Source organism: Kiloniella litopenaei (assembly GCF_000982415.1).
GTDB classification, from domain to species: domain Bacteria; phylum Pseudomonadota; class Alphaproteobacteria; order Kiloniellales; family Kiloniellaceae; genus Kiloniella; species Kiloniella litopenaei.
On record NZ_LANI01000005.1, the window covers coordinates 260,412 to 286,789 of the forward strand.

The 26,378-nt window shown below is 48.0% G+C and carries 23 protein-coding genes; 17 read left to right on the forward strand and 6 right to left on the reverse strand.

The genetic code is table 11. The features are described from left to right. Positions 1-82: 82 nt before the first annotated feature. Positions 83-868 carry a HugZ family pyridoxamine 5'-phosphate oxidase gene (locus WH95_RS09380; RefSeq protein ID WP_052741901.1) on the reverse strand — a complete coding sequence of 262 codons (786 nt, stop codon included), beginning with the start codon at positions 866-868 and terminating at the stop codon, positions 83-85. Between the two features lie 401 nt (positions 869-1,269). On the opposite strand from WH95_RS09380, the gene WH95_RS09385 reads away from it, so the two are divergent. Continuing rightward, a complete protein-coding gene (locus tag WH95_RS09385) occupies positions 1,270-1,491 on the forward strand; it encodes a cold-shock protein (RefSeq protein WP_407060150.1) in 222 nt (73 codons plus the stop codon). A 137-nt stretch (positions 1,492-1,628) separates the two neighbouring features. Here the strand turns inward: WH95_RS09385 and WH95_RS09390 are convergent, their stop codons facing one another. Further along, positions 1,629-1,868 carry a hypothetical protein gene (locus WH95_RS09390; RefSeq protein ID WP_046505968.1) on the reverse strand — a complete coding sequence of 80 codons (240 nt, stop codon included), beginning with the start codon at positions 1,866-1,868 and terminating at the stop codon, positions 1,629-1,631. Further along, entirely contained in the window at positions 1,865-2,884 is a 1,020-nt protein-coding gene (locus tag WH95_RS09395) for an NAD(P)/FAD-dependent oxidoreductase (protein ID WP_046505972.1), read from the reverse strand. The genes WH95_RS09390 and WH95_RS09395 overlap by 4 nt, the downstream gene beginning before the upstream one ends. 346 nt (positions 2,885-3,230) lie before the next feature. On the opposite strand from WH95_RS09395, the gene WH95_RS09405 reads away from it, so the two are divergent. From WH95_RS09405 to ptsP, 8 genes are all read left to right on the forward strand, one after another. Then, positions 3,231-3,929, forward strand: a complete 699-nt coding sequence (locus WH95_RS09405; protein ID WP_046505978.1) for a response regulator transcription factor — start codon at positions 3,231-3,233, stop codon at positions 3,927-3,929. An 80-nt stretch (positions 3,930-4,009) separates the two neighbouring features. Next, positions 4,010-4,510 carry a hypothetical protein gene (locus tag WH95_RS09410; RefSeq protein WP_157845927.1) on the forward strand — a complete coding sequence of 167 codons (501 nt, stop codon included), beginning with the start codon at positions 4,010-4,012 and terminating at the stop codon, positions 4,508-4,510. A 25-nt stretch (positions 4,511-4,535) separates the two neighbouring features. Beyond that, positions 4,536-6,188 carry a stimulus-sensing domain-containing protein gene (locus tag WH95_RS09415; protein WP_082114073.1) on the forward strand — a complete coding sequence of 551 codons (1,653 nt, stop codon included), beginning with the start codon at positions 4,536-4,538 and terminating at the stop codon, positions 6,186-6,188. Next, positions 6,189-6,641, forward strand: coding sequence for an HPr kinase/phosphorylase (locus WH95_RS09420; RefSeq protein WP_046505983.1), 453 nt, complete (start codon positions 6,189-6,191; stop codon positions 6,639-6,641). Between the two features lie 44 nt (positions 6,642-6,685). After that, positions 6,686-7,585 carry an RNase adapter RapZ gene (gene rapZ / locus WH95_RS09425; RefSeq protein WP_046505986.1) on the forward strand — a complete coding sequence of 300 codons (900 nt, stop codon included), beginning with the start codon at positions 6,686-6,688 and terminating at the stop codon, positions 7,583-7,585. 249 nt (positions 7,586-7,834) lie between these two features. Beyond that, positions 7,835-8,227, forward strand: coding sequence for a PTS sugar transporter subunit IIA (locus tag WH95_RS09430; protein ID WP_046505989.1), 393 nt, complete (start codon positions 7,835-7,837; stop codon positions 8,225-8,227). A gap of 64 nt (positions 8,228-8,291) precedes the next feature. Then, on the forward strand, positions 8,292-8,540 hold the full coding sequence (locus tag WH95_RS09435) for an HPr family phosphocarrier protein (protein ID WP_046506233.1): 249 nt from the start codon (positions 8,292-8,294) through the stop codon (positions 8,538-8,540). Between the two features lie 108 nt (positions 8,541-8,648). Then, a complete protein-coding gene (ptsP, locus tag WH95_RS09440; RefSeq protein WP_046505991.1) occupies positions 8,649-10,415 on the forward strand; it encodes a phosphoenolpyruvate--protein phosphotransferase in 1,767 nt (588 codons plus the stop codon). 24 nt (positions 10,416-10,439) lie between these two features. Here the strand turns inward: ptsP and WH95_RS09445 are convergent, their stop codons facing one another. Next, complete coding sequence (locus WH95_RS09445) at positions 10,440-11,144, reverse strand: ureidoglycolate lyase (protein WP_046505993.1); 705 nt, start codon at positions 11,142-11,144, stop codon at positions 10,440-10,442. A gap of 125 nt (positions 11,145-11,269) precedes the next feature. Here WH95_RS09445 and WH95_RS09450 point away from each other — a divergent pair, with 125 nt between their 5' ends. The 8 genes from WH95_RS09450 to trxA all read left to right on the forward strand — a co-directional run bounded on the left by WH95_RS09450 (position 11,270) and on the right by trxA (position 24,632). Continuing rightward, entirely contained in the window at positions 11,270-12,148 is an 879-nt protein-coding gene (locus WH95_RS09450) for a LysR substrate-binding domain-containing protein (protein WP_046505995.1), read from the forward strand. A 185-nt stretch (positions 12,149-12,333) separates the two neighbouring features. Beyond that, positions 12,334-13,629 carry an adenosylhomocysteinase gene (ahcY, locus tag WH95_RS09455; RefSeq protein ID WP_046506236.1) on the forward strand — a complete coding sequence of 432 codons (1,296 nt, stop codon included), beginning with the start codon at positions 12,334-12,336 and terminating at the stop codon, positions 13,627-13,629. Positions 13,630-13,841: 212 nt separating this feature from the next. After that, entirely contained in the window at positions 13,842-16,337 is a 2,496-nt protein-coding gene (locus tag WH95_RS09460) for a PAS domain-containing sensor histidine kinase (RefSeq protein WP_157845928.1), read from the forward strand. Further along, the gene (gene tsaE / locus WH95_RS09465; RefSeq protein ID WP_052741904.1) at positions 16,334-16,825 is read left to right on the forward strand and encodes a tRNA (adenosine(37)-N6)-threonylcarbamoyltransferase complex ATPase subunit type 1 TsaE; all 492 of its coding nucleotides are present in this window, start codon (positions 16,334-16,336) and stop codon (positions 16,823-16,825) included. The genes WH95_RS09460 and tsaE overlap by 4 nt, the downstream gene beginning before the upstream one ends. Positions 16,826-16,896: 71 nt before the next feature. After that, the gene (locus WH95_RS09470) at positions 16,897-17,649 is read left to right on the forward strand and encodes a nucleotidyltransferase family protein (protein ID WP_046505999.1); all 753 of its coding nucleotides are present in this window, start codon (positions 16,897-16,899) and stop codon (positions 17,647-17,649) included. Between the two features lie 3 nt (positions 17,650-17,652). Further along, positions 17,653-20,733: a double-strand break repair protein AddB gene (gene addB / locus WH95_RS09475; protein ID WP_046506000.1), complete on the forward strand. Its 3,081-nt coding sequence runs from the start codon at positions 17,653-17,655 to the stop codon at positions 20,731-20,733. Then, on the forward strand, positions 20,730-24,209 hold the full coding sequence (gene addA / locus WH95_RS09480) for a double-strand break repair helicase AddA (RefSeq protein ID WP_046506002.1): 3,480 nt from the start codon (positions 20,730-20,732) through the stop codon (positions 24,207-24,209). The genes addB and addA overlap by 4 nt, the downstream gene beginning before the upstream one ends. A gap of 99 nt (positions 24,210-24,308) precedes the next feature. After that, positions 24,309-24,632, forward strand: coding sequence for a thioredoxin TrxA (gene trxA / locus WH95_RS09485; protein WP_046506004.1), 324 nt, complete (start codon positions 24,309-24,311; stop codon positions 24,630-24,632). Positions 24,633-24,782: 150 nt separating this feature from the next. Here the strand turns inward: trxA and WH95_RS09490 are convergent, their stop codons facing one another. After that, positions 24,783-24,977, reverse strand: coding sequence for a 2-hydroxymuconate tautomerase (locus tag WH95_RS09490; protein WP_046506006.1), 195 nt, complete (start codon positions 24,975-24,977; stop codon positions 24,783-24,785). A 98-nt stretch (positions 24,978-25,075) separates the two neighbouring features. After that, the gene (locus WH95_RS09495) at positions 25,076-26,359 is read right to left on the reverse strand and encodes a bifunctional folylpolyglutamate synthase/dihydrofolate synthase (protein ID WP_082114074.1); all 1,284 of its coding nucleotides are present in this window, start codon (positions 26,357-26,359) and stop codon (positions 25,076-25,078) included. Between the last annotated feature and the right edge of the window lie 19 nt (positions 26,360-26,378).

Consider the following 26,378-nt stretch of genomic DNA (forward strand, 5'->3'; position numbering starts at 1 on the left):
TTATTCCCCTAAACTGTGTTCCATGGAGTGCATATGACTTTTCTTTTGATCAAGTACTAGTAACATTTCCGGCAACGAAAAGTTATTGGGATGCTCTTGCTTGTTTGGTTTGGCTAACAAGTGCATTTCTGGCTTCTGATGTATTTGTGACAAGCTGATCAAACGTACATCTGGCATGAACATGGCCGTTGTGCAGATCCCACCCTTCAGGATCAATGCCGCACATACGCCACTTGCCGGGATCTAGCTGCAGTGTTTGTTCTGCGATCACGCTGATGGCGTCTGAATGGTCGCTGTTCATATGATCAATGATGGATGTTTCGGCTGCGATGAGTTCCTGCGATCCTGTGCAATCCAGCTTTAGATCTTCCGCGGGGACCCAGATAGCTTTTGCAAAACCGCCGATAAGATGTGCTTCCTGAATGTCGTAGCGATAGAGGCTAAAGTCTTTGAACCCGGCATAGAGCTTGGATGCAGGGTGCCGGGCTAAAAACCGTTGTAACATCCGTTCATCATTTACTTTTTGCATTGTACCGATCAGGGTAACGCGTCCCCCGGCCAAAGGATCTCGGTATCCAGCTGTGCCATCAAACAGTATTCCGGTTTTGGGGTTATGTGCCATGTTCTGACTGTGGTCTGCCAGATCAGATAACATCATGTATGGCGTTGCATCATGATCTAAGACAACAAGTGATAGTGACGCATAGGGATGGGAACTTGTAACTGTTGTCGCTTTTCCACCAGGAGCATCTGTTGCTTTAGTGTCCGGAGAAAGTTCTGTTGCAATATAGGCTTTCGTGGCCCAACGCATCAGATTTCGCGCTTTCTCTGCTTCGCTTGAATTAGGCTTGGCTTTAATTTTATTCATTTTTAGTACCTGATGAAAATTTTGAGGGCTAATATGCTCATTTATTTGAATTTAAAAGGAAAAAAGTAAATCTGACAATTTGTCTCTGTTTCATTGATACTATGTTGAAGAGAAGAGTTTATTCACTGAAACGGAGTATCGTATTTTGGAATACTTATAAAAATTAAAAAAGATGACATTAGATGACAACCTATTATTGATATTAACTATAATTGAAACTATTATTTGAGGAAATGTCACTGTTGATTTTCAGTGACTTGATTTCTATCAAGTCGTTTGTGTGTATCGAAAATCCAGACATATTTGTTAACGATTGCCGGTATTAAGGGATACTGGTTTGGAAAAGCTACAATAAGCGGTGCGCCTCTGGGGTGTGCCGCTTGTTTTTTAAGGAGTTAATCTTGATACAACAGGGGATTGTCCGTTGGTTTAGCAGCCAAAAAGGATATGGTTTCATCACGCCGCAATCGGGGGGGGAAGATGCTTTTGTGCATTTTGCCGCGGTGCAGAAATCTGGATTGGCTGGCCTGGTCGAAGGTCAGCAGGTCGAATACGAGTTGGTGGAAAGCAGAAAAGGCCGTATGGCTGCTGATAATATCAAGTTGTTACAGCCTGTGGGTTAGTGTTGCAAAGTATAATGCCCCGAGATTGCAGGAAGTAGGGCATAATCAAATGCCCTACTTTTGGATTAAGAATCAATACTTCCCTAATTATCTAATATTCCCGAGGGAAATTAGGGTTTTATATTCGTTTGAGGTTATTACTTATTAACTAATTGAGAGCCGACTACGATAATATCAATATTTGATTCGTCGCCTCTTTTTGCTAACCAATCTGAAAAATGCTCATGTCCAAAATGATCTTCATGGTTTGTCATTTGAGTTCTAACGTATTTTAAGTAATTGATAATCTCGTTAAGCTCGTATGAATCACAAAGTATGCTAACTTCTTTTAGATTTTGAAGTTCATCATTATCTTTGTTGTACCCAAAAATTTTCACTCTCCTGGTACTCCCTGCGATGTTGAGTATTGGAAATGGAGCTCCTGATCAGGAAATACTCTGGGGTGGATGGCATGGGCTGCCATGGCTGCTTCGGAAAAGCCGCAGAGGATGAGTTTTAGCTTGTTTTCATAGGTTGCGACATCACCGATAGCATAGATGCCGGGCTGCTTGGTTTCGCAGGTTGCTTGATTGACAAGAATATGATTGCGTTCCAATTCGAACCCCCAGTCAGCAATAGGACCGAGGTTTGTTGCCAATCCGTAAAAGGGTAACAGGATATCGGCTTTCAGAGCACGCTCGTTCCCCTGTAGGTCTTTGACGATGACAGATGAGAGTTTTCCGTCTGTTCCTTTTAATCCATGAAGTTGGTAGGGAACCACCATTTCCACTTTGTCAGTCTCTGCCAAAGCGCGCATTCTGGCAACGGACTCTGGTGCTGCGCGGAACTTATCGCGCCTATGGACGACATAAACTTTTTTGGCGACCTGTGGCAGGGACATGGCCCAATCCACGGCACTATCGCCTCCCCCAGCGATCACGACTGTTTTGTCGCGGAAATCTTCACGGCGTTTAACCAGATAGAAAACAGATTTGCCTTCAAAATTTTCAAGGCCATCAAGAGGGGGGCGGTTCGGTCCAAAAGCCCCTGCCCCAGCCGCGATAATAACAGCTTTGCAATCAATGACAGTGTTTTTTGTCGTCGTGACGCGCCAAGTCTCATCGTTTTGTCGTTCCAGGCCGGAAACCTGTTGATCCAGATGATAAACAGGATCAAAGGGGGCGGCCTGTTGCTCCAGATGCTCGATCAGTTCTGCTGCTGCGACAGTTGGGAAACCGGGAATGTCATAGATGGGTTTTTCCGGGTAGAGAGCGGTACACTGTCCGCCTGTTGCCTCTAGGGCATCTATTACGTGAGTCTTCATGCCAAGCATGCCGCATTGGAACACGGAAAAAAGGCCGGTAGGTCCTGCGCCGATAATAACAACATCAGTTTTCTGGATATTTTGACTCACGCAGATAATCCTTATGATCGACCTAAGCGGCGTTTAGAATAGCTTCATAAAGGGCGCATTGTATGTAAGCTTTAGGGCGATTCAATAGTAGAAAAACGCCAATGCCATGTTTTTTGTTCCAAAAGGTAATGTAATTTGGCCGCTGATACTGTGCGGATTAAGGATTTTTTTGGTCAAAGTTTGAAAATTGTCTTCCCATAAGTGCCCATTCAGGAACAAAATGCTGCCATAGTCACGCGCCACATTGTTTAATGTGACAGGATACTTACTATTTGATTCGCTTAAGCGAAATAAGGGTGCCGCCCCGGGTAACGGCTCGGCCCCTGAACTTGAAATGAGGAATGGCATGGAAGGCAACATTGTACTGGTAGATGACGACAGAAATATTTTAACGTCGGTATCTATTGCTCTTGAATCCGAAGGCTTCAAAGTTCGAACCTATACAGATGGTTCCGAAGCGTTGCGCGGAATGGCTTCCAATCCCGCAGATCTTGCCGTTCTTGATATCAAGATGCCACGCATGGATGGCATGGAGCTTTTGCGTCGTATTCGTGAAAGTAACTCTATCCCCGTGATCTTCCTGACATCGAAAGATGATGAGATTGATGAAGTTCTCGGGCTTCGTATGGGGGCCGATGACTACATCACCAAACCTTTTTCCCAGAGACTCTTGGTTGAACGAATCAGGGCATTGCTGCGCCGGGAAAAAGCAAAGCAGGATATGAGCGAGGGCAAGGAAGGTGAAAAACCAATCCAGCGCGGCGAAATGATGCTGGATGCATCCCGTCATCTCTGTACCTGGAAAGGCAAGCACGTTAATTTGACCGTGACCGAGTTTTTAATTCTCAAGGCCTTGGCACAACGGCCTGGCCATGTAAAAAACCGTGACCAGTTAATGGATGCAGCATATGGTGATGCGGTCTATGTTGATGATCGAACAATTGATAGTCATATCAAACGATTACGGAAAAAATTCAAAGAGTGTGATGACGATTTCGGCCAAATTGAAACGTTGTATGGTGTTGGCTATCGCTATCGTGAATAAGCGGAATATCCAGCAAAACATCCAAAGGGGGAATAGCTGTAAAAAAGAGCCGGGGGCTCTTGTGATACGGAGGTCTTTTGATGGATAGGATGGAACGCTTAGGTTTAGTTATAGGAATGGGGCTGATTGTTCTTGGTCTGGTTACATTGTTTGACGGCACGAGTGATCATTCTGATCTGAAATCGAAGACGAACAGACCGGAGCTGTTGAGTGAAAATACCGGTGCGAACACAGCTGGTCCAGTTTTACCCGATTATGATATTATTCTGGTTAATTCTGAGGGCACTGCGGGCGATTCACCTGCGCAGTCTTTGAGCCGACAGCAGGAAAAAATAATTCGTTTGGCCTTGAAAACCGGTGGAAAAGGAGCTCCCTGCGATTTGCAGGGGAAGCGTCCTGATCGTGTTTTGTGGGGACAACGGGGAAGCCAGAAGCATTTGGATAGTCTGTCGATTTTTTCTGAAGAGAAGCTGATTTATATTGGCAGTTATCTTGAGGCTTGGAAGATACAGGCAACCGGGGGCACGGTGACCTGTTACAATTTAAATGATCAAGCTGCCAAGATATTGACCGAGCTGTAATAATTCATGTTGTTTGGGGGATGCTGTGGCTGATGAAAGCCATAAACAAAGGGCGGAAATAGCGCAGACCGTTAAAAAGCACCGTAAGGGGCGCAAACGGGGATGGCGGTCGTCCTTAACACATAAAATTCTCCTGATTAACAGCTTTGTCTTGATGATTCCTGTCGTCGGATTGATGCATCTGGAACAGTACAGACTGAGCCTTATTGCATCCGAACTGGATGCGTTATCCATACAGGGGCGTGCTTTTTCTCTCAGTCTCGGGTCGACTGCTGTGGTTGCCAGTCAGGTGGGCAGTGAAAAACTTGTGCCAGAGCTAACGCGTAGCCTGATGCGCGCCATGTTAAATGACATTGGTGTCCGTGCCCGTATTTTTTCGACCAGTGGGGAAATGCTAGCCGATAGTCTCTACCTTGCCGGGGTTGGTGGTCCCGTCGAAGTTGGGGAACTTCCCCCACCTGGTGGTATAGGGATGATGGATCGGATTATCCAGTTTTACGAAGAGATCATGAACTGGCTTCCCGGGCACGATGATTGGCCTCTATACAGAGAAGCTCAACATCAGACGGCTGAGGACTATACCGAAGTTTTGATTGCTTTGAACGGCGAGCCCGCGGGTATGGTTCGGACAGATACAACAGGCCGTCTTGTTCTGTCTATGGCTGTTCCTGTACAAAGATATCGCCAAGTTCTTGGTGCCCTGATGCTTTCAAAGGATGCAGAGGTTGTCACACAAGCGGTACAGGATCGTCGCCGGGATATTCTCGCCGTCTGTGGTTTGGCGCTGGGCGTTACGGTTCTTTTATCCCTTTATCTCGCAGGTATTATTGGTCGTCCGCTACGTCGCTTGGCCAATGCTGCTGACTTTGTACGGTATGGCAAAGGGCGCGAATATGAAATTCCTGACTTTACCCATAGAGGTGATGAGATTGGTGATTTGTCTGGCGCTCTACGGGCAATGACCGAAGCATTGTGGGCCAGAATGGATGCCATCGAGGGTTTTGCGGCGGATGTTTCCCATGAAATCAAAAACCCGCTGACCTCTCTACGTTCTGCTGTTGAAACCGTTGCTCGTGTGAGCGACCCGGAACAGCAAAAGAAGTTATTGGCCATCATTATGGATGATGTTCAGCGACTGGACCGTCTTATCAGCGATATTTCTGATGCGTCACGTCTGGATTCAGAACTTTCCAGGGCCAAAATGGAAGAAGTCGATGTGGGTAAGCTATTGGAAGCTTTGGTGGAAATTCAACGCGTTGATGAAAGCTGCCCCGTTTTTGAGACCGATATAAAGACTGACGACAAGCTTTGCGTTCAAGGGCTAGAGGGCCGACTGGGACAGGTTTTGCGAAACCTGATGACGAATGCAAAAACGTTCAGCCCACAGGATGGTGTTATTCGCTTAGCTGCCAAGTCTGAAAACGGCAGAGTTATTATTACGGTTGATGACGATGGTCCCGGTATTATTCCTGGCAAATTTGAGGCTATTTTCGACCGTTTTTATACCGAACGTCCAGAGGATGAAAAGTTTGGTACTCATTCCGGCCTTGGTCTGAGTATTTCCAAACAAATCATAGATGCCCACAACGGAACGATAGCGGCGGAAAACCGGACGGGTGATGATGGTGAAGTCCTTGGTGCGCGTTTTACGATCTCATTACCGGAAGAGCAGCGATAGATGTCTGACAGTCAACTTGTGCATTGTACCGCGATTGCCTTTGAAAAAGGCGGATGGCTGACAGCTGTTTTGCTCCGTGGTGAACCGGGCGCAGGCAAGTCCGATTTGGCATTAAGGGCAATTGATACCGGGCGTGCTGAACTTGTTTCAGACGATCAAACACATCTTGCCAAACGGGGAAGTGATTTACTTGCCTCTCCTCCACCAACAATTGCCGGAAAGCTCGAGGTCAGAGGTTTGGGGATTGTTTCTTTTTCCTATTGTTCTGATGTGCCTGTGGGGTTGATTGTAGATCTGGTGCCGCGGGATAAGGTAGATCGGCTTCCTGCCCCCAACACAGAGGAGTTACTCGGTATTGAGATTCCCTGTATCAAATTACATAGTTTCGATCATTCAGCTGTCGCAAAGCTGTTACTTGCCATATCCCGTCCGGACAGCGATATAGTAAGATAAGTAATGTTCTTTCTGTAATTTGCCGGGTACGAGGGCGAGCGTCTATGTCAGTTTCTTCAGAAAAAAAGGTTCAAGAACCCCTTCGGGTTGTCTTGGTAACAGGGCTTTCCGGTGCGGGGCGCTCTACGGCAATGAAGGTTCTCGAAGACCATGGGTTTGAGGCAATTGATAATCTGCCATTGAATTTGTTGGATCTTGTCATCGGGGGGCAACCGCGCCGTCGTCCCTTGGCCGTTGGCATTGATATCCGGTCCCGAAATTTTTCTGCGCCCCCCCTTCTTGAACATATCCGTGAATTGAAAAAGCGTCCTGAGTTGGATGTTTCGTTAGTTTTTCTAGATTGCTCTGTTGATGTTCTTGAGCGACGTTTTAAAGAGACCCGGCGCCGTCATCCGCTTTCCGAAGATCGCCCTCTTAAGGACGGTATTCTTGCGGAACGTTTATTGGTTGCCCCGCTTCAGGCCCGTGCAGACTTCGCAATTGACAGTTCGGATACGACATCAGCAGATTTCAGACAAAACCTAACAAGTTTGCTGGGGCTGGAAGAAAGCGGCGTGATGACTGTGCAGGTCATGTCATTCTCCTATCGCTTCGGGGTACCAAGAGAAGCTGATTTAATGTTTGATGTGCGCTTCTTGCGAAATCCCCATTATGATCCTCATCTGCGTCCGTTATCGGGAAAAGATAAAGTTGTCTCGGATTATGTTCGCGAGGATCCTGATTTTTCCAGCTTTGCGTCGCGTTTAAAGGAACTGGTTATTCCCCTTTTGGCGCGTTATCAGCAAGAAGGGAAAAATTATCTAACTATTGCAATTGGCTGTACTGGTGGACGTCACAGATCCGTCGCTTTGACAGAATGGCTTGGCAGTGAACTGGATAGTGTTTGGCCACAAATTATTGTTGCGCATCGGGATATGGACAAAGAGCCAGATCGATACAAATAGAAATCCTTATCAATTAAAGCATCAGACAATTGATAAAGTCTGATAAGACGATGATAAGAAAAGAGAACCTGATAACAATTCAAAAATTTGGCTGTGTTGTATCTATGGTTTTCTCTCCTGTTTAATTTCCTGAATCTCTTCTTTCTTGAGAATATTTATCTTTAGTGCATTGCTTCGCCTTGTATCAGGTCATGGTTTACTGTTAATTTTCCCATCTATAAAGGGAAAGCGCCTGCGGAAAGGGAAGGCATGATAGGGATGGTTCTGGTCACACATGGTGACTTGGCTCTCGAATTCGTGGCAGCATTGGAACATGTTGTCGGGGCTCAAACACAGATTGAAACTGTGTGTATTGGTCCCGAAGATGACATGGAGCAAAGGCGTCAGGAAATTATCTCTTCTGTTGAAAAGGTAGAAGACGGTAGCGGTGTTGTGATTTTAACAGACATGTTTGGTGGTACTCCTTCTAATCTTGCGATATCCATCATGGACAAAGCCAATGTAGAGGTCGTGGCAGGTGTTAACCTGCCTCTGTTGATCAAATTGGCTGGCCTGCGGGAAACAAAATCCATGAAAGAAGCGGTTTTAGAAGCTCAGGAAGCAGGGCGTAAGTATATTCACGTCGCTTCAGAGTTACTTTGATTGTGCTTAAAACTGGGTTTTAAGGGTTCTAAGGGGGAAATAGAACTTGCTTACCAAAACATTGATGATTTTGAACAAGCGGGGATTACATGCCAGAGCTTCGGCCAAATTTGTAAAAGTTGCCGAGGTTTTTGATGCAGAAGTGACCGTTTGCAAGGATGGAACAAGCGTATCAGGATGTTCCATTATGGGATTAATGATGTTGGCAGCGGCACCGGGGTGTGAAATTGAGCTATCCGCTAGTGGACCTTCCGCCCAAGAAGCAATGGATGCTTTGGAAGAGTTAATTCTGAACAAGTTTGACGAAGATTAATTCGGTCAAATCAAACGATCAAACTTCACCAGTAATTTTACTGGGAAGAGTGTAAAAGTGAACAGAAAACACCGTCACTTTGCATCAATTACGAGATAGGAATGCGCTGTGGCCCATAAGTCCGGTGAACGTATATTCGAAGGTCTTGCTGTCTCACCAGGGGTGGTGATTGGTTCTGCTTATGTCAGTGAATCCAGTGATATCCAGATTTTGGAATATCGAGTTCCGACAGCAAAGATCTCTGCTGAGCTAAAACGCCTGTCTGATGCGGTGCAAAAGGCGCAAAATCAAGTCCTCAAACTTCATGGGCAGTCAAAAGATTTTCACGGTGCTGCCGGTGAAGAGCTTGGCTACCTGCTTGATGCCCATATGCAGATGCTCAAAAGCTCCAGCTTGATTGGTGGTATCGAAGCGCGGATTCAAACCGGACAGAAAAATGCCGAAGCGGCTGTTATGGCCGAGGTTGGTCAAATTGCCCGTAAATTTTCATCGATGGAAGATCCGTACTTACGGACAAAGTCACAGGAAGTACGCGAAGTCGGGCATCGTATTGTTCGCAACCTGACCAAGACAAAGGCAGATTCCTATTCCGGGCTGACTCCGAATTCCGTGATTCTTTCCGAGGAAATTACACCTGCGGATACCGCGATGATGGACCCCAGTCACATCGGTGGTTTTGCGACTGTCCTTGGTGGGCCCGAGGGACACACTGCTATTATGGCGCGTTCGCTTGGGTTGCCAGCCGTTCTGGGTGTCCCGGGCCTTTTGAAAGGTGTGGAAAACGGCGAAGTCATAATTATTGATGGCACAAATGGTCGGGTGATCATTAACCCCAGCCCTGCGCGAATCAAAGACTACAAACTTCGCCTGAAGGATATTGAGCGTGAAGCCAAAGTTTTGGCGGGTTTACGCGATGTTGCCGCTTTGACCGTTGATGAAGAACGGGTTGGGCTACAGGCGAATGTCGAGTTGCCGCGTGAAACGGGACAGGCGGTTGCCAATGGGGCTGAAGGTGTCGGTTTGCTGCGAACTGAGTTCCTCTTTATGAACAGGGATGAATTGCCGACAGAGCAGGAACAATACGAAGCGCTGGCTGAAATTATAGATGGTATGGCCGGACGGCCCGTGACAATCCGGACATTGGATGCAGGGGGCGAAAAGCTGGTTTCGGCTTTGGGAACACACCCCACAGAATCGCAAAACCCGGCACTTGGACTGCGGGCTATTCGCCTTTCACTGAAACACCATGATCTGTTGAAAACCCAACTGCGCGCTATTTTACGGGCCAGTGCTCATGGCCCGCTGCGTATTTTGCTACCGATGGTGACAACGCCAAGTGAAGTACGTGAAGTTCGCAAAGCCTTAACAGAAGTTGCTGAAGGCCTGAAGAAGCAGAATATTCGCATTGCTGATCCCTTGCCTCCTCTCGGTATTATGATCGAGGTTCCTGGTGCTGCACTGGCTGCGGACGGTTTGGCAAAAGTTGCTGATTTCTTTGCTATCGGAACCAATGACCTGACGATGTATACCTTGGCAATCGACAGGGCAGAGGAGCAGGTGGCATACCTTTATAATCCTTTGCACCCAGCGGTGTTAAAGCTGATTTCCTTTGCCGTTGATGCCGCGCGACGGGCCCATATTCCGGTTTCAGTCTGTGGCGAGGTTGCGGGTGATGTGGATTATTTACCCCTGTTGCTTGGCTTGGGTGTGCGCGATCTTTCCATGAGTTCCAACGCCTTGCCCCGGGTTAAGAACAGAATACTGAAACTGAATATGGAAGATGTGACCCGACGTGCAGAAGCGATCATGACACAGCACGATCCCGGACGTATTTCGATTATGCTCCAAGATTATAACGAACGTTATAACTCGTAACTGTTTTATCTGTATTAGTGCGGTCTATTCAGACGGCGGGACAAGAGGAATGCGGAGAAACACACCGAACTCCTTGGTAAAGTCGCAACTGACTCTGGCGTGAACGGCACCTTGCTTGTCATAGAAACGGGATTTTTGTGAAAGGGGCGTTATGGCTTCGTGCCAAATGCCCGGGTGGATACACAGGCCAAATGATCCGTCACAGTAAAAGGCGACCCAATCCTCGGGTTTCATGTCGTCCCCGGTTTTTGCCAGCGCAGCAACAAAGGGTTTGTTATCAAGTGGATAGAAGAGCTGCGCGCCATCGGGATGATAATTGGCGTGCCAGATCAAAAGTTGGGAACGATCAGGTGCAGGGTTTTCGCGCGATGCTAATCCCGGCTGCTCTGACCATCCCAGAATATAGCGATCATTCACTGCCATGTTTTGTCCCAAGAGGACATCGCCTTCCCACCAGAATTCAAAAATCCCGTCCAGATGTCCGGCTTCGTCACCAGTGCCATCGTCAATTTTGCGCCATCCCTGGGCGGGCCACTGAACAATTTCAACAGGGTGAGACATGTAGTCTGTTACGATAGTGCCAAATCCCTCCAGCGATTCAGCTGTTGCCTTAACCAGTGGCATATCAAAAAGCGGAAGTTCATCAGGGACAGCGGGATTCATATAGTCAAAAGATTTCTTTTTAGTATGGACCGTAGAAGTGGTGTTCGGAGATGATGGTTCAGACATTAAAGTTTCCCAAAAGATATTCAGATTTTGTCGTCAGTTTGTTCTTTGAGGCTTATCAAAACAAATTAAATTCAGTATTTAATAAATTAAATAAAATTTAATTCTGAGTTCAGATCGGGCATATCATGAGGCATAGTCAACTGAGGGCATTTGATGCCGTGGCAAGAGAAGGGAGCTTTGCCAGAGGCGCTCACCTGTTGAACTTAAGTCCTCCTGCTGTGACTATTCAGGTGAAAAGCCTTGAAGAGGCCTATGGATTGACGCTTTTTATCCGAAGCGGGGGTAAAGCTATTCTGACACCGGATGGTCAGGCTTTATACGATAGAACGCGCCGCTTCTTTATTGAAGAGGAAGAGATCCAAAGTTATTTGTCTGCATCTTCTGCTTTGGAAAAAGGTTATTTGAAAATAGCAGCAGATGGCCCGCACGCTGCTTTGAATATCATTGCAGCATTTCGTGAAAAATGTCCGGGCATCAAGTTGACCGTGGCTCTTGGGAATGCAGAGACGGTGAGGCAGGATATTTTGGCGCAAAGGGCAGATGTGGGCATCACGGCGAATTGCCCGGAAAGTGATCGACTGGTTATTGACGAACTGTCGGTGCAGTCAATGATTTCCTTGATTCCCAAAGGGCACCGTTTCAGCTCTCGAAAAGAGCTTTCTCTGCCTGAATTGATGTGTGAGCCATTGATTTTACGTGAACGTGGATCCAACACGAGACGGGTTTTTGAAGGGGCGATAAAAGAGCTTTCTCTGAACTATGAAAACGAACTGGAGCTCGGTAGTCGAGAAGCTGTTCGGGAAGCTGTTGCCGTTGGCTTGGGTATCGGGTTTTTATTTGAGCATGAAGTTCTTGGGGATAATCGTGTCGTTGCTGTGCCGTTGAAAGAGCTCGCAAGTAGTAATCGTGATATGGTGATTTGTCTGAAGAGCCAGCTTAAACGAAGGGTTGTAGAATCCTTTGTTTCATTAGCAAGAACCTTCGCAGAGCTTAAAGTCACTTAGTGTGATGTTTCTTGGTAAAATACTGATATCAAAATGAAGTCGTTTGTCATAGTTATCCTCTAATTTATGGAACGGTGATGATTTCATGAAATGGGTTGCAAAATTGGTTTGGGACTGTTAGTTTTCTGCCAAAATAAACACATAAAGATTTCTTTATGTAACTGCCATAGATGAAAGCCAAGTACATGACAGAATTTACTGATTATAAAGTTGCGGATATGTCCCTCGCTGATTGGGGCCGTAAAGAAATCACGATTGCTGAAACTGAAATGCCAGGTCTAATGGCACTTCGTGAAGAGTTTGGCGAAAGCAAGCCACTTGCAGGGGCTCGTATTGCCGGTTGTTTGCACATGACAATTCAGACCGCAGTTCTGATCGAAACTCTTACTGCTCTTGGTGCAGAGGTTCGTTGGTCTTCTTGTAACATCTTCTCCACTCAGGATCAGGCTGCGGCTGCTATCGCGGCTACTGGTGTTCCTGTTTTCGCCTGGAAAGGTGAAACAGAGGAAGAGTTCAACTGGTGCATTGAACAGACAATCGAAGGTCCTGATGGCTGGAAGCCAAACCTTATCCTTGATGATGGTGGTGACCTTACTGTGATGGTTCACGATCACTTCCCGGAACTTCTTGACGATATTCGCGGCCTTTCCGAAGAAACAACAACGGGTGTTCATCGTCTGTATGAAATGGCCAAAAAAGGCACATTGAAAGTACCAGCGATTAATGTGAATGACTCTGTTACAAAATCAAAATTCGATAACCTTTATGGCTGTCGCGAATCCCTTGTTGATGGCATCAAACGTGCGACTGACGTTATGGTTGCTGGTAAAGTTGCTGTTGTTGGTGGTTTTGGTGATGTTGGTAAAGGTTCTGCGGCTTCCCTGCGTACACAGGGTGCACGCGTTCTTGTAACCGAAATTGATCCGATTTGCGCACTTCAGGCCGCAATGGAAGGTTACGAAGTAACAACTATGGAAGAAGCTGCTTCTATCGGTGATATCTTTGTAACGACAACAGGTAACAAAGACATCATTACAATCGACCACATGCGTGATATGAAAGATCGCGCAATCGTTTGTAACATCGGTCATTTCGATTCAGAAATCCAGATTGCTGCTCTTCGTAATTATCCTTGGCACAATGTTAAGGATCAGGTTGACGAAGTTGAATTCCCTGATGGCAAGCGTTTGATCATTCTTGCCGAAGGTCGTCTTGTAAACCTTGGTTGTGCAACAGGTCATCCAAGCTTCGTGATGTCTGCTTCCTTTACAAACCAGGTTCTCGCACAGATCGAACTGTGGGAAAATTCAGCGAATTATGAGAACAAAGTTTATGTTCTGCCTAAAGCACTGGATGAAAAAGTTGCAATGCTTCACCTTGCCAAACTGGGTGTTAAGTTAACCAAGCTGACACAAGAACAAGCTGATTACATTGATGTGCCAGTTGAGGGTCCTTTTAAGCAGGATCATTACCGTTACTAATAATGCCGTTATGGGGTGATTGACGGTCTCTACCGATAAGATTGCCCTAAAAAGAATATCTTCAGGGGACGCAGGTTGATTTCTGTGTCCCCTGTTTGCGTTCAACATCTTGTTTTGACAAGATAAACTTATTACACTTGATCTGGGTTTTCTGGCAGTTTCAAAAAATCCCCACAAAATATGGATTTACTGCACTTATTGAGGGGAACGCAGTGTCGTCATTTTCGGCTTATCTGCCGGGCTTCTTTCTTACTCTCATTATCCTGCTTGGCTCGGGGTTAATTGTTTTTGCCTATCGTCACCGTTGGCGATTGCTTCAACAAAAACTCAATGACTTGCAGATAAGATCGTCACTCGACCGTGCTGCGGTTCTAGCGGCTCCTCTTGGGTGTGTCACCTATTCTCACCACGATAAAAAATCGCGGGCCAGTGTTGGCGTTGTCCGTGAGTTTGGTCTGGATAAAGGAGAGATTGATTTTAATGCAATCTCTATCGCCTTTCAGCGTGGAACAGGTGAAGCGAATACGCTGACAGAGGCTTTTGAGAGTCTCAGGGATCAAGGCAGGTCCTTTACGCTGACGTTACGCGCCAAAGGGCGAACATATCGAATGCATGGTCAGCGAATAGAAGCCGCGGGTGATAATCCCCCAATTACTGATGTTGTCTGGTTTTCAGATATTAGTGATTTGGCAAAGCAAGCGAGCACTGCGGCAGAAGAATCCCGGCATGTATCTTCTTTGTTAGAAAACTTGCCGATCCCGGTATGGATGCGTGATGACAACCTTGCGATTACTTATTGCAACAAAGCCTATGCAGATGCTGTTGAGGCCGAGCAAACGGAAATCATCCAAAAAAATATAGAACTGGTCGACAGGTCAAAGGTTTCTCAGGCCCATAACCTTGCAAGGCGCGCGCTGGATAGTGGTGAAATTTCCTGTGATAAACACCACGCAATTATTGCTGGTGAAAGACGGCTTTTGGAATTCAGTGAAAGAAAGTTGGATGATAAAACCCTGTTGGGATTTGCGGTTGATCAAACAGGTTTAGAGGAAGCGGAAAACAAATTGGGGCGGCATATCGGCGCCCATGCCCAGGTACTTGAAAATCTGGGCATTGCTATTTCAATATTTGGTCCAGATGAACGTCTTACTTTCTTCAATTCTGCCTATGCAAATCTGTTCAAGTTAAACGAGGATTTCTTGAAATCCGAACCTCATTTAAGTGAGGTTCTCGACACCATGCGTGAAAACCGCAGATTGCCTGAATATGCGAACTTCCCCGAGTTTAAACAGCAAAGGCTTCGTGATTATCGCACGATGATCGAGCCCGTTGAAGAGCTATTGCACCTCACCGATGGCACAACCCTACGTTCTGTTGCGACGGCGCATCCTTTTGGCGGTGTGCTTGAAACAGTCGAAGACGTAACAGATCGTCTTGCGCTGGAACGATCATACAATACCTTAACCGCAGTACAGCGTGAAACGTTGAACAAGTTATATGAAGCTGTTGTGGTGTACGGAGCGGATGGTCGCTTGAAGCTGTATAATCCGAACTTTGCAGAACTTTGGAAGCTTCCGGAAGATTTCCTCAATAGTGAGCCACATGTCAGGGATGTGGTTCAGCAAAGTAGAGATCTTTTTGAAGTAAGGGATGGCGATTGGGATAGTCAGCTTGAAATGATGGTCGCACGTGTTTGTGAGCCCGAGGCCAGATCTGGTCGTAAATTTCGGGCCGATGGTGTTGTTCTTGATTGGGCACAGGTTATGCTGCCGGACGGGGCATCTTTGTTGACATTCCTTGACGTGACAGATTCCTTTACCGTTGAACGCGCACTGCTCGAGAAAAATGAAGCACTGGAGACAGCTGATAAGCTAAAAACTGAGTTCATCGCCAATGTTTCATATGAATTGAGAACACCTTTAAATGCGATTGTTGGCTTTGCAGAAATTCTGGAGAACCAGTTTTTTGGTGAACTTAACAGCAGACAGAGAGAGTACAGTCAGGCGATTGTTGAATCTTCGCAGCGGTTAATGACCTTGATCAATGATATTCTTGACTTGGCAACGATTGAAGCTGGCTATCTGCACCTAGACCTTACCGAGGTCAAGGTCGAACATATGTTGCAACATCTTCACACCATCGGACATGAAAGAGCACGTCACCGAAATATTGATGTGAATATTATTTGTGATGACAAGATTGGCTTTGTTCTGGTGGATGAGCGTCGCTTGACACAAGCACTGTTTAACTTGCTGTTGAACGCTCTTAAGTTTTCCCCCGAAGGAGAACGAGTTGATATCACAGCAAGCCGTGATCATGAGCTGCGGATTGCCGTGAAGGACAATGGCATGGGGATTAGTAAGGAAGACCAGGAAAGGGTTTTCCATAAATTTGAGCGTGGTGAAGGCCATGCTAAACAGGCTGGTGCAGGTCTGGGACTGTCCCTTGTTAAAAGTCTTGTGGAACTACATGGTGGTTGGGTAGAGATTGAATCCAAAATAAACGAGGGAACCACGGTAACTTGCCATATTCCATTGCTTGAAGATCCTGAAAAACCGGGTGGAATTCGCAAGGTTGTTGCCGATACGATCAGTGCAAACAGTGGTGCACATGACGCTGTTGAAGATCAAAAAATTGCTGAACAGCACGAAAAAAATATCGTAAAAAATGAAGAAGGTGCATCCCCAGAAGAGAAAGAGGCGCCGTGACAACAGAAGAGCTGATTGGTGAAATTGTTCTTGCGGATGAAAATGAAACCCGGAAATTTGCTCGTCGTCTTTCCCCTTTTTTGGGGGAGGGTGATGTTCTGGCTTTGGATGGGGATCTTGGAGCTGGGAAGACAGCTTTTTCACGCGCCTTGATTAATGCCTTTCCGGCAACGGAAGGAGCGGAGCAAACCGAAGAAGTCCCCAGTCCGACCTTTACTCTGGTACAAATCTATGACCGGGCTGAAAAACAGGTTTGGCACTTTGATCTCTATCGATTAGAGGATCCGGAAGAAGCATATGAGTTGGGTATCGAAGAGGCTTTTTCTGAAGGTATTTCCCTTATTGAATGGCCTGATCGGCTTGGCTTTTTAATGCCGCGTGGACATCTAAAGGTAAAGCTGTCTTACGGTGAGGGAGAAACTGCAAGGGTATTGAAGCTTGTGGGGGGGCCGAAATGGCGGGAAAGACTATCCCCTTTGTTTTCTTGAAATCTGGTGTTTTCTTAAAGCGTGACTTGATCGACGATGGGTCCGACTAATAGCAGGATATAGTAATTCCGATGGCGACAAAAACTGCGGCAATAAAAACGGCAATGGTATTGGCGGCTGGTTTTGGCAAGCGGATGAGGCCAATCACAGAAACAATCCCCAAACCTTTGGTGCCTGTTCTTGGGGTGCCAATGCTGGAAAGTATTATTGCGAAGCTAAGAACCGCAGGTATCGAGAGGATTGTGGTAAATGGCTTTTATCTGAAAGAGCAGATTCAACGCTTTGTAGAATCTTATGACGATCCGATGATTATGTTTTCTGAAGAACATGAAATTCTAGAGACGGGCGGAGGAGTGACGCAGGCGCTGTCTCTTTTGGGGAATGATCCTTTTGTTGTCGTGAATGGTGACGTCTGTTGGCTCGATGGTGGTTCATCTGCCATCAAGCGGATTATGGATTTTTGGAATCCTGATGTCATGGATGCGTTACTTCTGGTTCATCCAAGGTCCAAAGCCTATGGGTACGAAGGGGCCGGTGATTTTTTTCTGGGGAATGATCAAAAGCTGAGCCGCAGGGGAGAGAAAAAATCTGCGCCTTACGTCTATGCAGGCATTCAGATTCTGCATCCAAAACTTTTTGTAGCTGTCCCTACAGAGGCCTTTTCTCTAAATGAAATTTTCGACAAAGCTCTTGCGTCCAATCGATTGTGTGGATTGGAACATGACGGGGAATGGTTTCATGTGGGAACACCCGAAGGCCTTCGTGAAGTAGAGGATCTTTTACAAAACATGTTACCTACGGCATCCAAATCCAGTGGCTCTTGAATAATGACTTTTGAGTTGCCCTTCGACCCAGAGCCTTTAGAGGTGAGAGACACTGTATCAGAAGTTTATTCTGTCGCGTCGAATGCTTCATTTGTTGATGCGCTGGCCAAGGGAATCTTAGAGCGCTGGGGAGACAACCCGCTGGAATTTTCCAGGGTAATGATCCTTTTACCAACAAGGCGTGCTTGTCGAAGCTTGCAGCAGGCTTTTTTGCGGGCGTCTGAGGGTAAAGCCATGATGTTACCCAGAATGCTGCCGCTGGGTGATTTGGATCCCGATGAATTGCTTATGTCGGCTTCTGACGTAGCTATTGGGCAAGATCAGGATCTTGATCTTCGTCCTGTACTTTCATCATTAAGGCGGCAACTTTTGCTAAGTCAGCTGGTGTTGAAATGGTCGGCGTCACAGGCCAAGGCAAACGGCGGGGATGTCATTCCCGAAGATCAGGCTGTGCGTCTTGCCGGAGAGCTTGGTCGTTTTCTGGATCAGGTGCAGACAGAGGGCCTGAGCTTTGCCGATCTATCTGATCTTGTGCCGGAGGACTATGCCGTCCACTGGCAAATCACACTGGAATTTCTGGAGATTTTAACAAAAATCTGGCCGACCGTAGAAGAGGCAACAGGCGGTATTGGCCCGGCAGAAAGACGGCGACGTCTTTTGGAGGGACAGGCTGAGTTCTGGCGTCAATGCCCTCCGGACCATCCCCTTATCGTTGCTGGTTCAACAGGCTCTATTCCGGCGGCAGCCGATTTAATTGGCGTTATCTCCAAATGTTCGCAAGGGGTGGTCATTTTGCCGGGTGTTGATTTGACCGCAGACGACGATACCTGGCGTGAATTTCTGAAAGATAGCTCACATCCCCAAAATGGATTGGCGCGTTTGTTAAAGCGTTTGGACATTCCTAGGTCTGATTTACAACCTTGGCCTTATGGCCTTGAGGGAACCGATTTAGAAAACAGAGCGCCGGAAAGGCGGGTTGATTTTGTGCATATGGCAATGCGTCCGGCACAGGCAACAACGCAATGGCAGGGCTATATAGAGCAGTCGGATATTTCGTTATTTCAAAAGGCACTTGCAAAGGTATCCCGTCTGGACTGCCCCGGACCCGGCGAAGAAGCCTTGGCCATTTCCCTTGTTTTAAGGTCAGTTCTGGAAACACCGGAAAAAACAGCGGCCTTGATCACGCCAGACAGAGACCTTGCCCGACGTGTTGCGGCAGAGATGGAACGCTGGTCAATTACGATAGATGATTCTGCGGGCTCTCCCTTGCCGGAAGCGGCTCCGGCTGTTTTTTTGCGTCTAACTGCCGAAATGATGGTGTCTGGGCTATCACCAATTTCTTTCCTGTCGGCAATGAAGCATCCTCTTTGTGCTGCGGGTATGCAGATCGGTGTCTTTAAACGAATTATTCGACAGTTGGAGATTACGGTCCTGCGCGGGGTTCGGCCTGCGTCGGGATTTGAGGGGCTGATGACGGCGCTTGGTGATGATGCCGAAGGGGGGCTGGAAGCTCGAAATCTGCTAGAGCGTCTTGTCACTGCGGGACAGGTTTTTGACGATCATATCCGTGGTGGTACACAATCTTTCCGCTCCCTGTTGGATGCTCATATAGAGTTTGCCGAATTTTTGGCTTCAACGGATGAACAAAGCGGGGCAGAGAGACTTTGGGCTGGGGATGACGGAACAGCCACCGCTGAATTTGTCGCGGACTTGCGGGAAGCGGTCGGTGATGCCCCAGATGTATCGCCGCGTCGCTATCCGGAATTACTCGCGGCTCTTATGGTTGGGCGCGCGGTGCGTGCCCCCTTTGGCGCGCATCCGAGGCTGAGTATTCTCGGTGCTATCGAAGCACGCTTACAGCATGCCGACGTGGTTATCCTTGGCGGGTTGAACGAAGGTAGTTGGCCGGCAGAGGCGAAGCCCGGCCCGTGGATGAGCCGTCCGATGCGACGGGATTTTGGCCTTCCCCAACCGGAACAGCAGGTGGGATTGTCGGCACAGGATTTTGTGCAGGCCTTTTGTGCGCCAGAGGTATTTTTGACCAGATCGGAAAAGGTAGAGGGGGCGCCAACTGTGCCTTCGCGCTGGTTACTCCGTATCGAAGCCCTGTTAGAAGGTAAAGGGTTGCGGGGTTTTTTACAGCGAGATGCACGAAAATGGTTAAGCTGGGTCGAAGCGCTGGATCTGCCTGAAAAACGTCTTCAGATAAAAGCACCAGCTCCCACGCCACCCGTGTCTGCACGTCCCAGGAACCTTTCTGTTACCCGCATCGAAACGTGGATGCGGGACCCTTATGCACTTTATGCCCAAAAGATATTAAAACTTCGCAAGCTTGATCCTCTGGATGCAGACCCATCCGGAGCTGACAAAGGAAGCCTGATCCATGAAGCCCTTGAAAAATTCCTGAAGCAATTTCCCGATGCGTTGCCTGAAGATGCAGAGCAACAGCTTTTGATGATTGGCGAGGGTGTTTTTGCGGCGGTTAAAGACCGTCCGGGGATCTGGTCTTTTTGGTGGCCCCGGTTTCAGCGTATTGCCAAGTGGTTTGTGGAACAAGAGAGCTTGCGTCGGAAAATGGTTTCCAAGTCCCATGTAGAAGTGACGGGTAAGCTGGTTCTGAAGGCACCAGCGGGTGATTTTACCCTGACAGCCAAGGCGGACCGCATTGATGAACTGGCAACGGGTGGCCTGGCGATCCTTGATTATAAAACGGGTACGGTCCCAAGTGCCAAGAATGTGCTACAGGGAATTTCACCACAATTACCGTTGGAAGCGGCTATCGCTATTGAGGGCGGTTTTGGCATCTTACCCGATGAGGTGAAAGAGCTTCTTTATTGGCGCCTAACCGGTGGTGATCCCGCAGGGGAAAACAAAAATGCACTGGGACAACGCGGGGCAAAAGACGGTGTTGACCAGATTGCAAAGATTGCTCTTGAAGGTTTACAGGACCTGATTACAGAGTTTGATTATCAGGAAACACCCTATGCAGCGCGTCCGCGACCTAATCAAGCCCTCGTCTATAATGATTTTGAGCATCTGGCGCGGATTAAGGAATGGTCCACAGGTGGCGAGGGGGATCTATGACGCTGCGCATTGACGATATCCTCCGGCAAGCCACCAACGAACAAAGACAGGCTGCGGATCCCACCACATCTGTCTGGGTCGGGGCTTCTGCGGGGGCGGGCAAGACAAAAGTTCTGACAGACCGCATTCTCAATCTGCTATTGAGTGGATCAGAGCCGGGGAAAATTCTGGCACTGACGTTCACCAAAGCGGCTGCGGCAGAGATGGCGAACCGTCTGTCTGACAAACTGGCTGGCTGGTCCACAATTCCTGAAGATGATTTGATAAAAGAGCTGGAAAAGCTATTTGGGCGCAAGGCTTCTCTGGACGAACTGCAGACAGCCCGGCGATTGTTTGCCCGTGTTCTGGATACGCCCGGTGGCATGAAGATCCAGACCATTCACGCGTTTTGTCAATCTTTGCTGGGGCGGTTCCCCCTGGAAGCCGGCGTTGCGCCGAACTTTCAAATTCTTGACGATCGTTCAGCGGAAGAACTTCTTTTTAGATCCCGTGAAGACGTTCTCTCGGGGCGCGGAGGATTAACTGAGCAGACTGTTACCGACGCTCTGGAATGCATCACAGCCTATACTCAGGAACAGTCCTTTGGATCGTTGGTACAGGAAATCATCCGGGAACGCGGGAGGATCTCGGACCTTCTGGCTGAATACGGCGATCAGCAGGGGCTAAATAGGATTATCTATGAAACCCTTGGTGTTGATTCGAACAGTAATGCGACTGATCTCTTGAATGCAGCCTGTGGTGATGGCGCTTTTAACGCCATTCAGCTTTCTCATGCTGCTGATGCTCTTTTACAAGGGGCAAAGTCAGATCAGGAACGCGGTTATCTACTCAAAAACTGGTTGGAAAGTCAGCCTGAAACCAGGTGTGAAAAATATAGCGAGTACCGGGGGATTTTCTTCACGCAAGCTGGTGAAATAAGAAGTCGTTTGGCAACAAAGGGTGCTTTATCTGTATTACCTCAGCTACCGGATATATTGATTGCCGAAGCTGAGCGTCTTATTCGCTTGAACGAAAAACTCAATGCCATTGGTGTTGCGAAAGCAACGTCGTCTTTGCTTGATCTCGGTACTGCGATTTTATCGCGATATGAGCGTTATAAAGAAACCCGCGCTTTTCTGGACTACGATGACCTTATTCTCAAAACCCGTGACTTGTTAACGGGGGAGCGGGCGGTTGCCTGGGTGCTCTTTAAGCTGGATGGTGGTATTGATCATGTTTTGATTGATGAAGCACAGGACACCAACCCGGAACAGTGGGAAGTCGTGGCGGCGCTGTGTAACGAGTTTTTTGACGGTGAGGGTGCAAGAGAAGACATTCGAACAATCTTTGCTGTCGGGGATGTGAAGCAGTCCATCTATTCATTCCAGCGGGCTGACCCGGCCAAGTTCGAGCAAATGCGTGAACACTTTGAAAAGCGCGTCGAGATCGCCCAACAAAAATGGCAAGGTATCAGTCTGGATGTTTCCTTTCGTTCGACACCTTCGGTATTGGCAACTGTTGATCAGGTTTTTTCCTACCCCTCGGCAGCGGATGGGGTTGCTTTCCATGATGATCGCTTAAAACATCAACCCGTCAGATTGGGGCAAGCTGGGCGCGTTGAACTCTGGCCCTTGATGGTGAGTGAGGGCGGTACTGAAGACACACCTTGGACCTTGCCATTAGCACAAGAAGCGGAAATGGAATCTCGTGCACGTCTGGCAAGTGTGTTGGCGCGTCGTATCCATTACTGGACTCTGGCAGAAGCTGGAATCGATGACCCCGTTTGTCAGTTACCTTCGCAGGGGCGACGTATTGACCCCGGTGATATTCTGATTCTGGTTCGCCGCCGGAACGCTTTTGTTGAAGAGCTGGTGCGCGAGCTCAAGACCTTGGCCGTCCCTGTCTCCGGGGTGGACCGAATGGTACTGACCGACCAGATGGCGGTTATGGATCTTGTTGCCTTGGGACGGTTTTTGCTGTTACCCGAAGATGATTTGACATTGGCGACTGTTCTAAAGGGACCTCTCCTTGGGCTGGATGAAGATCAGCTTTTTGAACTGGCCTATAATCGCAAAGGAAGCCTGTGGTCCAGATTACGGGATAAAGCCAAAACGAATGATGTTTTCGCCCGAGCAGCAGGTTTCTTGAACGGTTTGCTGGCCCGTGCAGACTTCACACCACCTTTTGAGCTTTTTTCTCACATCCTGGGGCCGTTGGACGGGCGAAAGTTGCTCTTGTCCAGACTGGGGCCTGATGCACGTGATCCTATCGAAGAATTTCTCTCTCTTGCTCTGGCTTATGAGCGGGAAGAAACGCCATCGCTGGAAGGGTTCCTGCATTGGCTCGAAGTTGGCGATCAGGAAATCAAGCGTGACCTTGAACAAGGCGGCGGTGCCGTTCGTATCATGACGGTACACGGGTCCAAAGGTCTTCAGGCGCCTGTGGTTATTTTACCGGATACAACTCAGATACCACAGGCTGATCGCGGGGTTGTCTGGCTAAAAGAACAGGGCAATCTCCCTGTATGGTCACCGCGTACAGCGATGAATACAGAAATCATTTCTTCTGCACGAGATCAGCTTCGCAAAGATGGTCTGCGGGAATATCGGCGACTTTTGTATGTGGCTTTGACCCGTGCCGAAGACCGTTTGGTTATATGTGGTTGGACAGGTGCACGTGAACCATCTGAGGATAGCTGGTACGCCTTGGCGCAAACGGCTCTTGATGAACATGGCAAAGAGGTCGAGTTTGCCTTCCCCGAAGACCCGACGGGCCCTTGGACTGCAATGGGAAGGGTTCAGGAGAATACACAGGAAGGTCAGATTAAGGCGGGTAAAGAAGAAGTCGCTGTTGATCATTTCGATGGCAGTTTACCTGCTTGGGCTTTTGTCGATCCGGATCAGGAACCTGTGCCGCCCCGTCCGCTTGCCCCATCCCGGGCAAAGGATGATGAACCGCCTGTCAGATCACCTCTGGGGCAGGATGATGGTACACGGTTTAAGCGGGGACGGATTATTCACCGACTTTTACAAACATTGCCGGATTTACCAAAAGAAAAGTGGGAACCGTCAGGGCGACGATTCCTGGAATCGCCTCTGCACGAATTAGATTCTGATCAGGTTGATATGTTATTGGGTGAAACATTATCTGTTCTCAATCACCCGGAGTATCAGGATATTTTTGGTGAAGGTAGCCGGGCGGAAGTGCCTGTTGTTGGGCTGGTGCATCGCGATGGGGATGTGGAAGTTATCTCTGGTCAGGTTGATCGCCTGATTATAACGGATAGCAAAGTAAAAATTATTGACTATAAAACCAATCGTCCACCACCCAAAAAAGTCGAAAAAGTTCACCGCGCCTATCTGCGCCAAATGGCAGCCTATCGTACGGTTTTGAGGCAAATTTACCCGAATTATCAAATAGAAGCGCACCTGTTGTGGACCGATGAAGCCCGCTTAATGCACTTGCCGGATAACATTCTTGTACAATATGAACCTTGACGTCGGGGGACCTGCATCCCTACATTCATGCTGACGATGTGATGGGAAGCACAAGATAGCTGATCCCATTGCACATAAACAAATGGCAAGAGGTATAATATGTCAACGATCGCAATCAGCGACGATTCTTTTGAAGCCGACGTTCTTAAAGCGGATGTCCCTGTTCTTGTGGATTTCTGGGCTGAATGGTGTGGCCCTTGTAAAATGATCGCACCGGCATTGGATGAAATCGCCGCAGAAATGGACGGTTCCCTTACTATTGCCAAGCTTAACATTGACGAAAATTCAATGACTCCACAGCAATATGGCGTTCGTGGCATTCCGACACTGCTTATTTTTAAAGGTGGTGAAGTGGTTGCCCAGAAAGTAGGCGCTATTGCCAAAGGTCAGCTAAAAGAGTGGATTACATCTTCTCTTGCATAAGATAGAGCAGCGTATTTGACGCGCTGTCTCGAGATAAAAGCCCTGCATTTTGCGGGGCTTTTTTATGTGGAATTATCGGAACACTAACAGGCACACAGATCGTGCGTTATAACGGTTATCTGGTTCCAGCAAGGCGCAAGCCGGGTATAGTTAATGGTGCACTTCATCGGTGCAGAGAATGCCCCCTGCACCCCAGTTTTCTTTATGAACATCGTCTATTACGACATACACCGCTTCGGTATTGCAGCCTGTGATTCGGGCCGTTTCTTCGGTCAATGTTTTGACCAGAGCTCGTTTTTGCTCAAGTGAACGACCTTGGAACATTTCCACACGGATTATCGGCATGGTTTCGTCCTCTTTCTAGGTTGAATCAGAATAGAGGCTTTTAGCCAAAAAAGCTAGGATTTGTGTTGGACAAAGAGTCGTGAAAATAATGTATCTGGTTATTGGCTTTCTGCGAGGATATGACCCGCGAGATAGAGTGAACCACAAATCAGAATGCGACCGGGTTCTTCCCGGGCAAGAATTTCTTCAACGGCTTGTTGTGCCGAAGCGCATGCTTGGGCATCAAAACCGGCTTCAACTGCATGTGCGGCAGCTTCTTCAGCACTAAGTGAAGCTGCTTCAAAAGGGATTTCAATTGCGCGCAGGCTTGATCCAAGCGGCGCCAGCGGGCGCAGATAATCTGTGGCAGCTTTTGTATTGAGCATGCCATAGATTATATGAACCGGTTTGTCCTGCCACGTCTTGAGAATTGTTGCCAAGGCAAGTCCAGCTGATTCGTTGTGACCGCCATCAAGCCAAAGTTCGCAACCTTCGGGAAGGAGGTCGGGCAATAGACCTGTGGTCAATCGCTGCATCCGACCGGGCCAATAGGCCTTGGTCAAACCTTCTTTGATCGTATCCGTTTTCAGATCAAAAGAACTCGCCAGAATATCAGTGGCGGCGACGGCCAAAGCGGCATTTTCAACCTGATGTTCACCGAGAAGATTTGGGTTCGGATAGCGCTCTTCTCCGTTTCGACCACTAAAAAGGAAACCATCGGTATCTGGTGTTACTGTCCAGTCTTCACCTTCGATATAGAGTTCAGCGCCAATCTCAGTCGCACGGGCCTTTATAACGTCGAGGGCAGCTTTGGGTTGCTTGCCAACCACGCAGAGAACGCCGGGTTTGAGAATGCCGGCTTTTTCTGCGGCTATTTCTTCAATGGTATCCCCTAGGAACTGCGTGTGGTCGACGGAAATAGGGGTGATAGCTGTCAGGGCTGGCTGTGCGACCATATTGGTGGCATCCAGGCGACCGCCCAGGCCTGTTTCAAGCAGCAAAGCATCCGCTTTGTGACGGCTATAGGCCAGGAATGCAGCAACGGTTGTCACTTCGAAGAAGGTTATGGAATCAGGGCCATTGACCTTTTCGCACTCTTCAAGCAGGGCGACCAGTTCATCTTCGGAAATTAGCTCTCCGGCCAGTCTGATGCGCTCGTGGAACTTTACCAGATGCGGAGAAGTGTAGAGATGAACATCCTTGTCATGCGCTTCCAAGATCGCCCTGAGATAGGCAAGGAAAGATCCTTTCCCATTAGTTCCGGCAACATGAATAACCGGGGGTAATTTTTCTTCCGGGTGATCGAGCAACCCCAGCAACCGCTCGACGCGTCTGAGGGACAGATCAATAATTTTTGGATGCAAGAGGCTAAGGCGCTCTAAGACGATATCACTCCGGCGCATGGTTATATCTCTACCTGAT

Bases quoted from the DNA above. Each gene is read 5' to 3' on its own strand.
- addA (WP_046506002.1), top strand. From the start codon at position 20,730: ATGACGCTGCGCATTGACGATATCCTCCGGCAAGCCACCAACGAACAA.
- trxA (WP_046506004.1), top strand. From the start codon at position 24,309: ATGTCAACGATCGCAATCAGCGACGATTCTTTTGAAGCCGACGTTCTT.
- WH95_RS09435 (WP_046506233.1), top strand. From the start codon at position 8,292: ATGATTTTGAACAAGCGGGGATTACATGCCAGAGCTTCGGCCAAATTT.
- WH95_RS09495 (WP_082114074.1), bottom strand. From the start codon at position 26,359: ATGCGCCGGAGTGATATCGTCTTAGAGCGCCTTAGCCTCTTGCATCCA.
- rapZ (WP_046505986.1), top strand. From the start codon at position 6,686: ATGTCAGTTTCTTCAGAAAAAAAGGTTCAAGAACCCCTTCGGGTTGTC.
- WH95_RS09380 (WP_052741901.1), bottom strand. From the start codon at position 868: ATGAATAAAATTAAAGCCAAGCCTAATTCAAGCGAAGCAGAGAAAGCG.
- addB (WP_046506000.1), top strand. From the start codon at position 17,653: ATGACTTTTGAGTTGCCCTTCGACCCAGAGCCTTTAGAGGTGAGAGAC.
- WH95_RS09420 (WP_046505983.1), top strand. From the start codon at position 6,189: ATGTCTGACAGTCAACTTGTGCATTGTACCGCGATTGCCTTTGAAAAA.
- WH95_RS09430 (WP_046505989.1), top strand. From the start codon at position 7,835: ATGATAGGGATGGTTCTGGTCACACATGGTGACTTGGCTCTCGAATTC.
- WH95_RS09405 (WP_046505978.1), top strand. From the start codon at position 3,231: ATGGAAGGCAACATTGTACTGGTAGATGACGACAGAAATATTTTAACG.
- WH95_RS09410 (WP_157845927.1), top strand. From the start codon at position 4,010: ATGGATAGGATGGAACGCTTAGGTTTAGTTATAGGAATGGGGCTGATT.
- ahcY (WP_046506236.1), top strand. From the start codon at position 12,334: ATGACAGAATTTACTGATTATAAAGTTGCGGATATGTCCCTCGCTGAT.
- WH95_RS09490 (WP_046506006.1), bottom strand. From the start codon at position 24,977: ATGCCGATAATCCGTGTGGAAATGTTCCAAGGTCGTTCACTTGAGCAA.
- WH95_RS09470 (WP_046505999.1), top strand. From the start codon at position 16,897: ATGGCGACAAAAACTGCGGCAATAAAAACGGCAATGGTATTGGCGGCT.
- WH95_RS09445 (WP_046505993.1), bottom strand. From the start codon at position 11,144: ATGTCTGAACCATCATCTCCGAACACCACTTCTACGGTCCATACTAAA.
- WH95_RS09450 (WP_046505995.1), top strand. From the start codon at position 11,270: ATGAGGCATAGTCAACTGAGGGCATTTGATGCCGTGGCAAGAGAAGGG.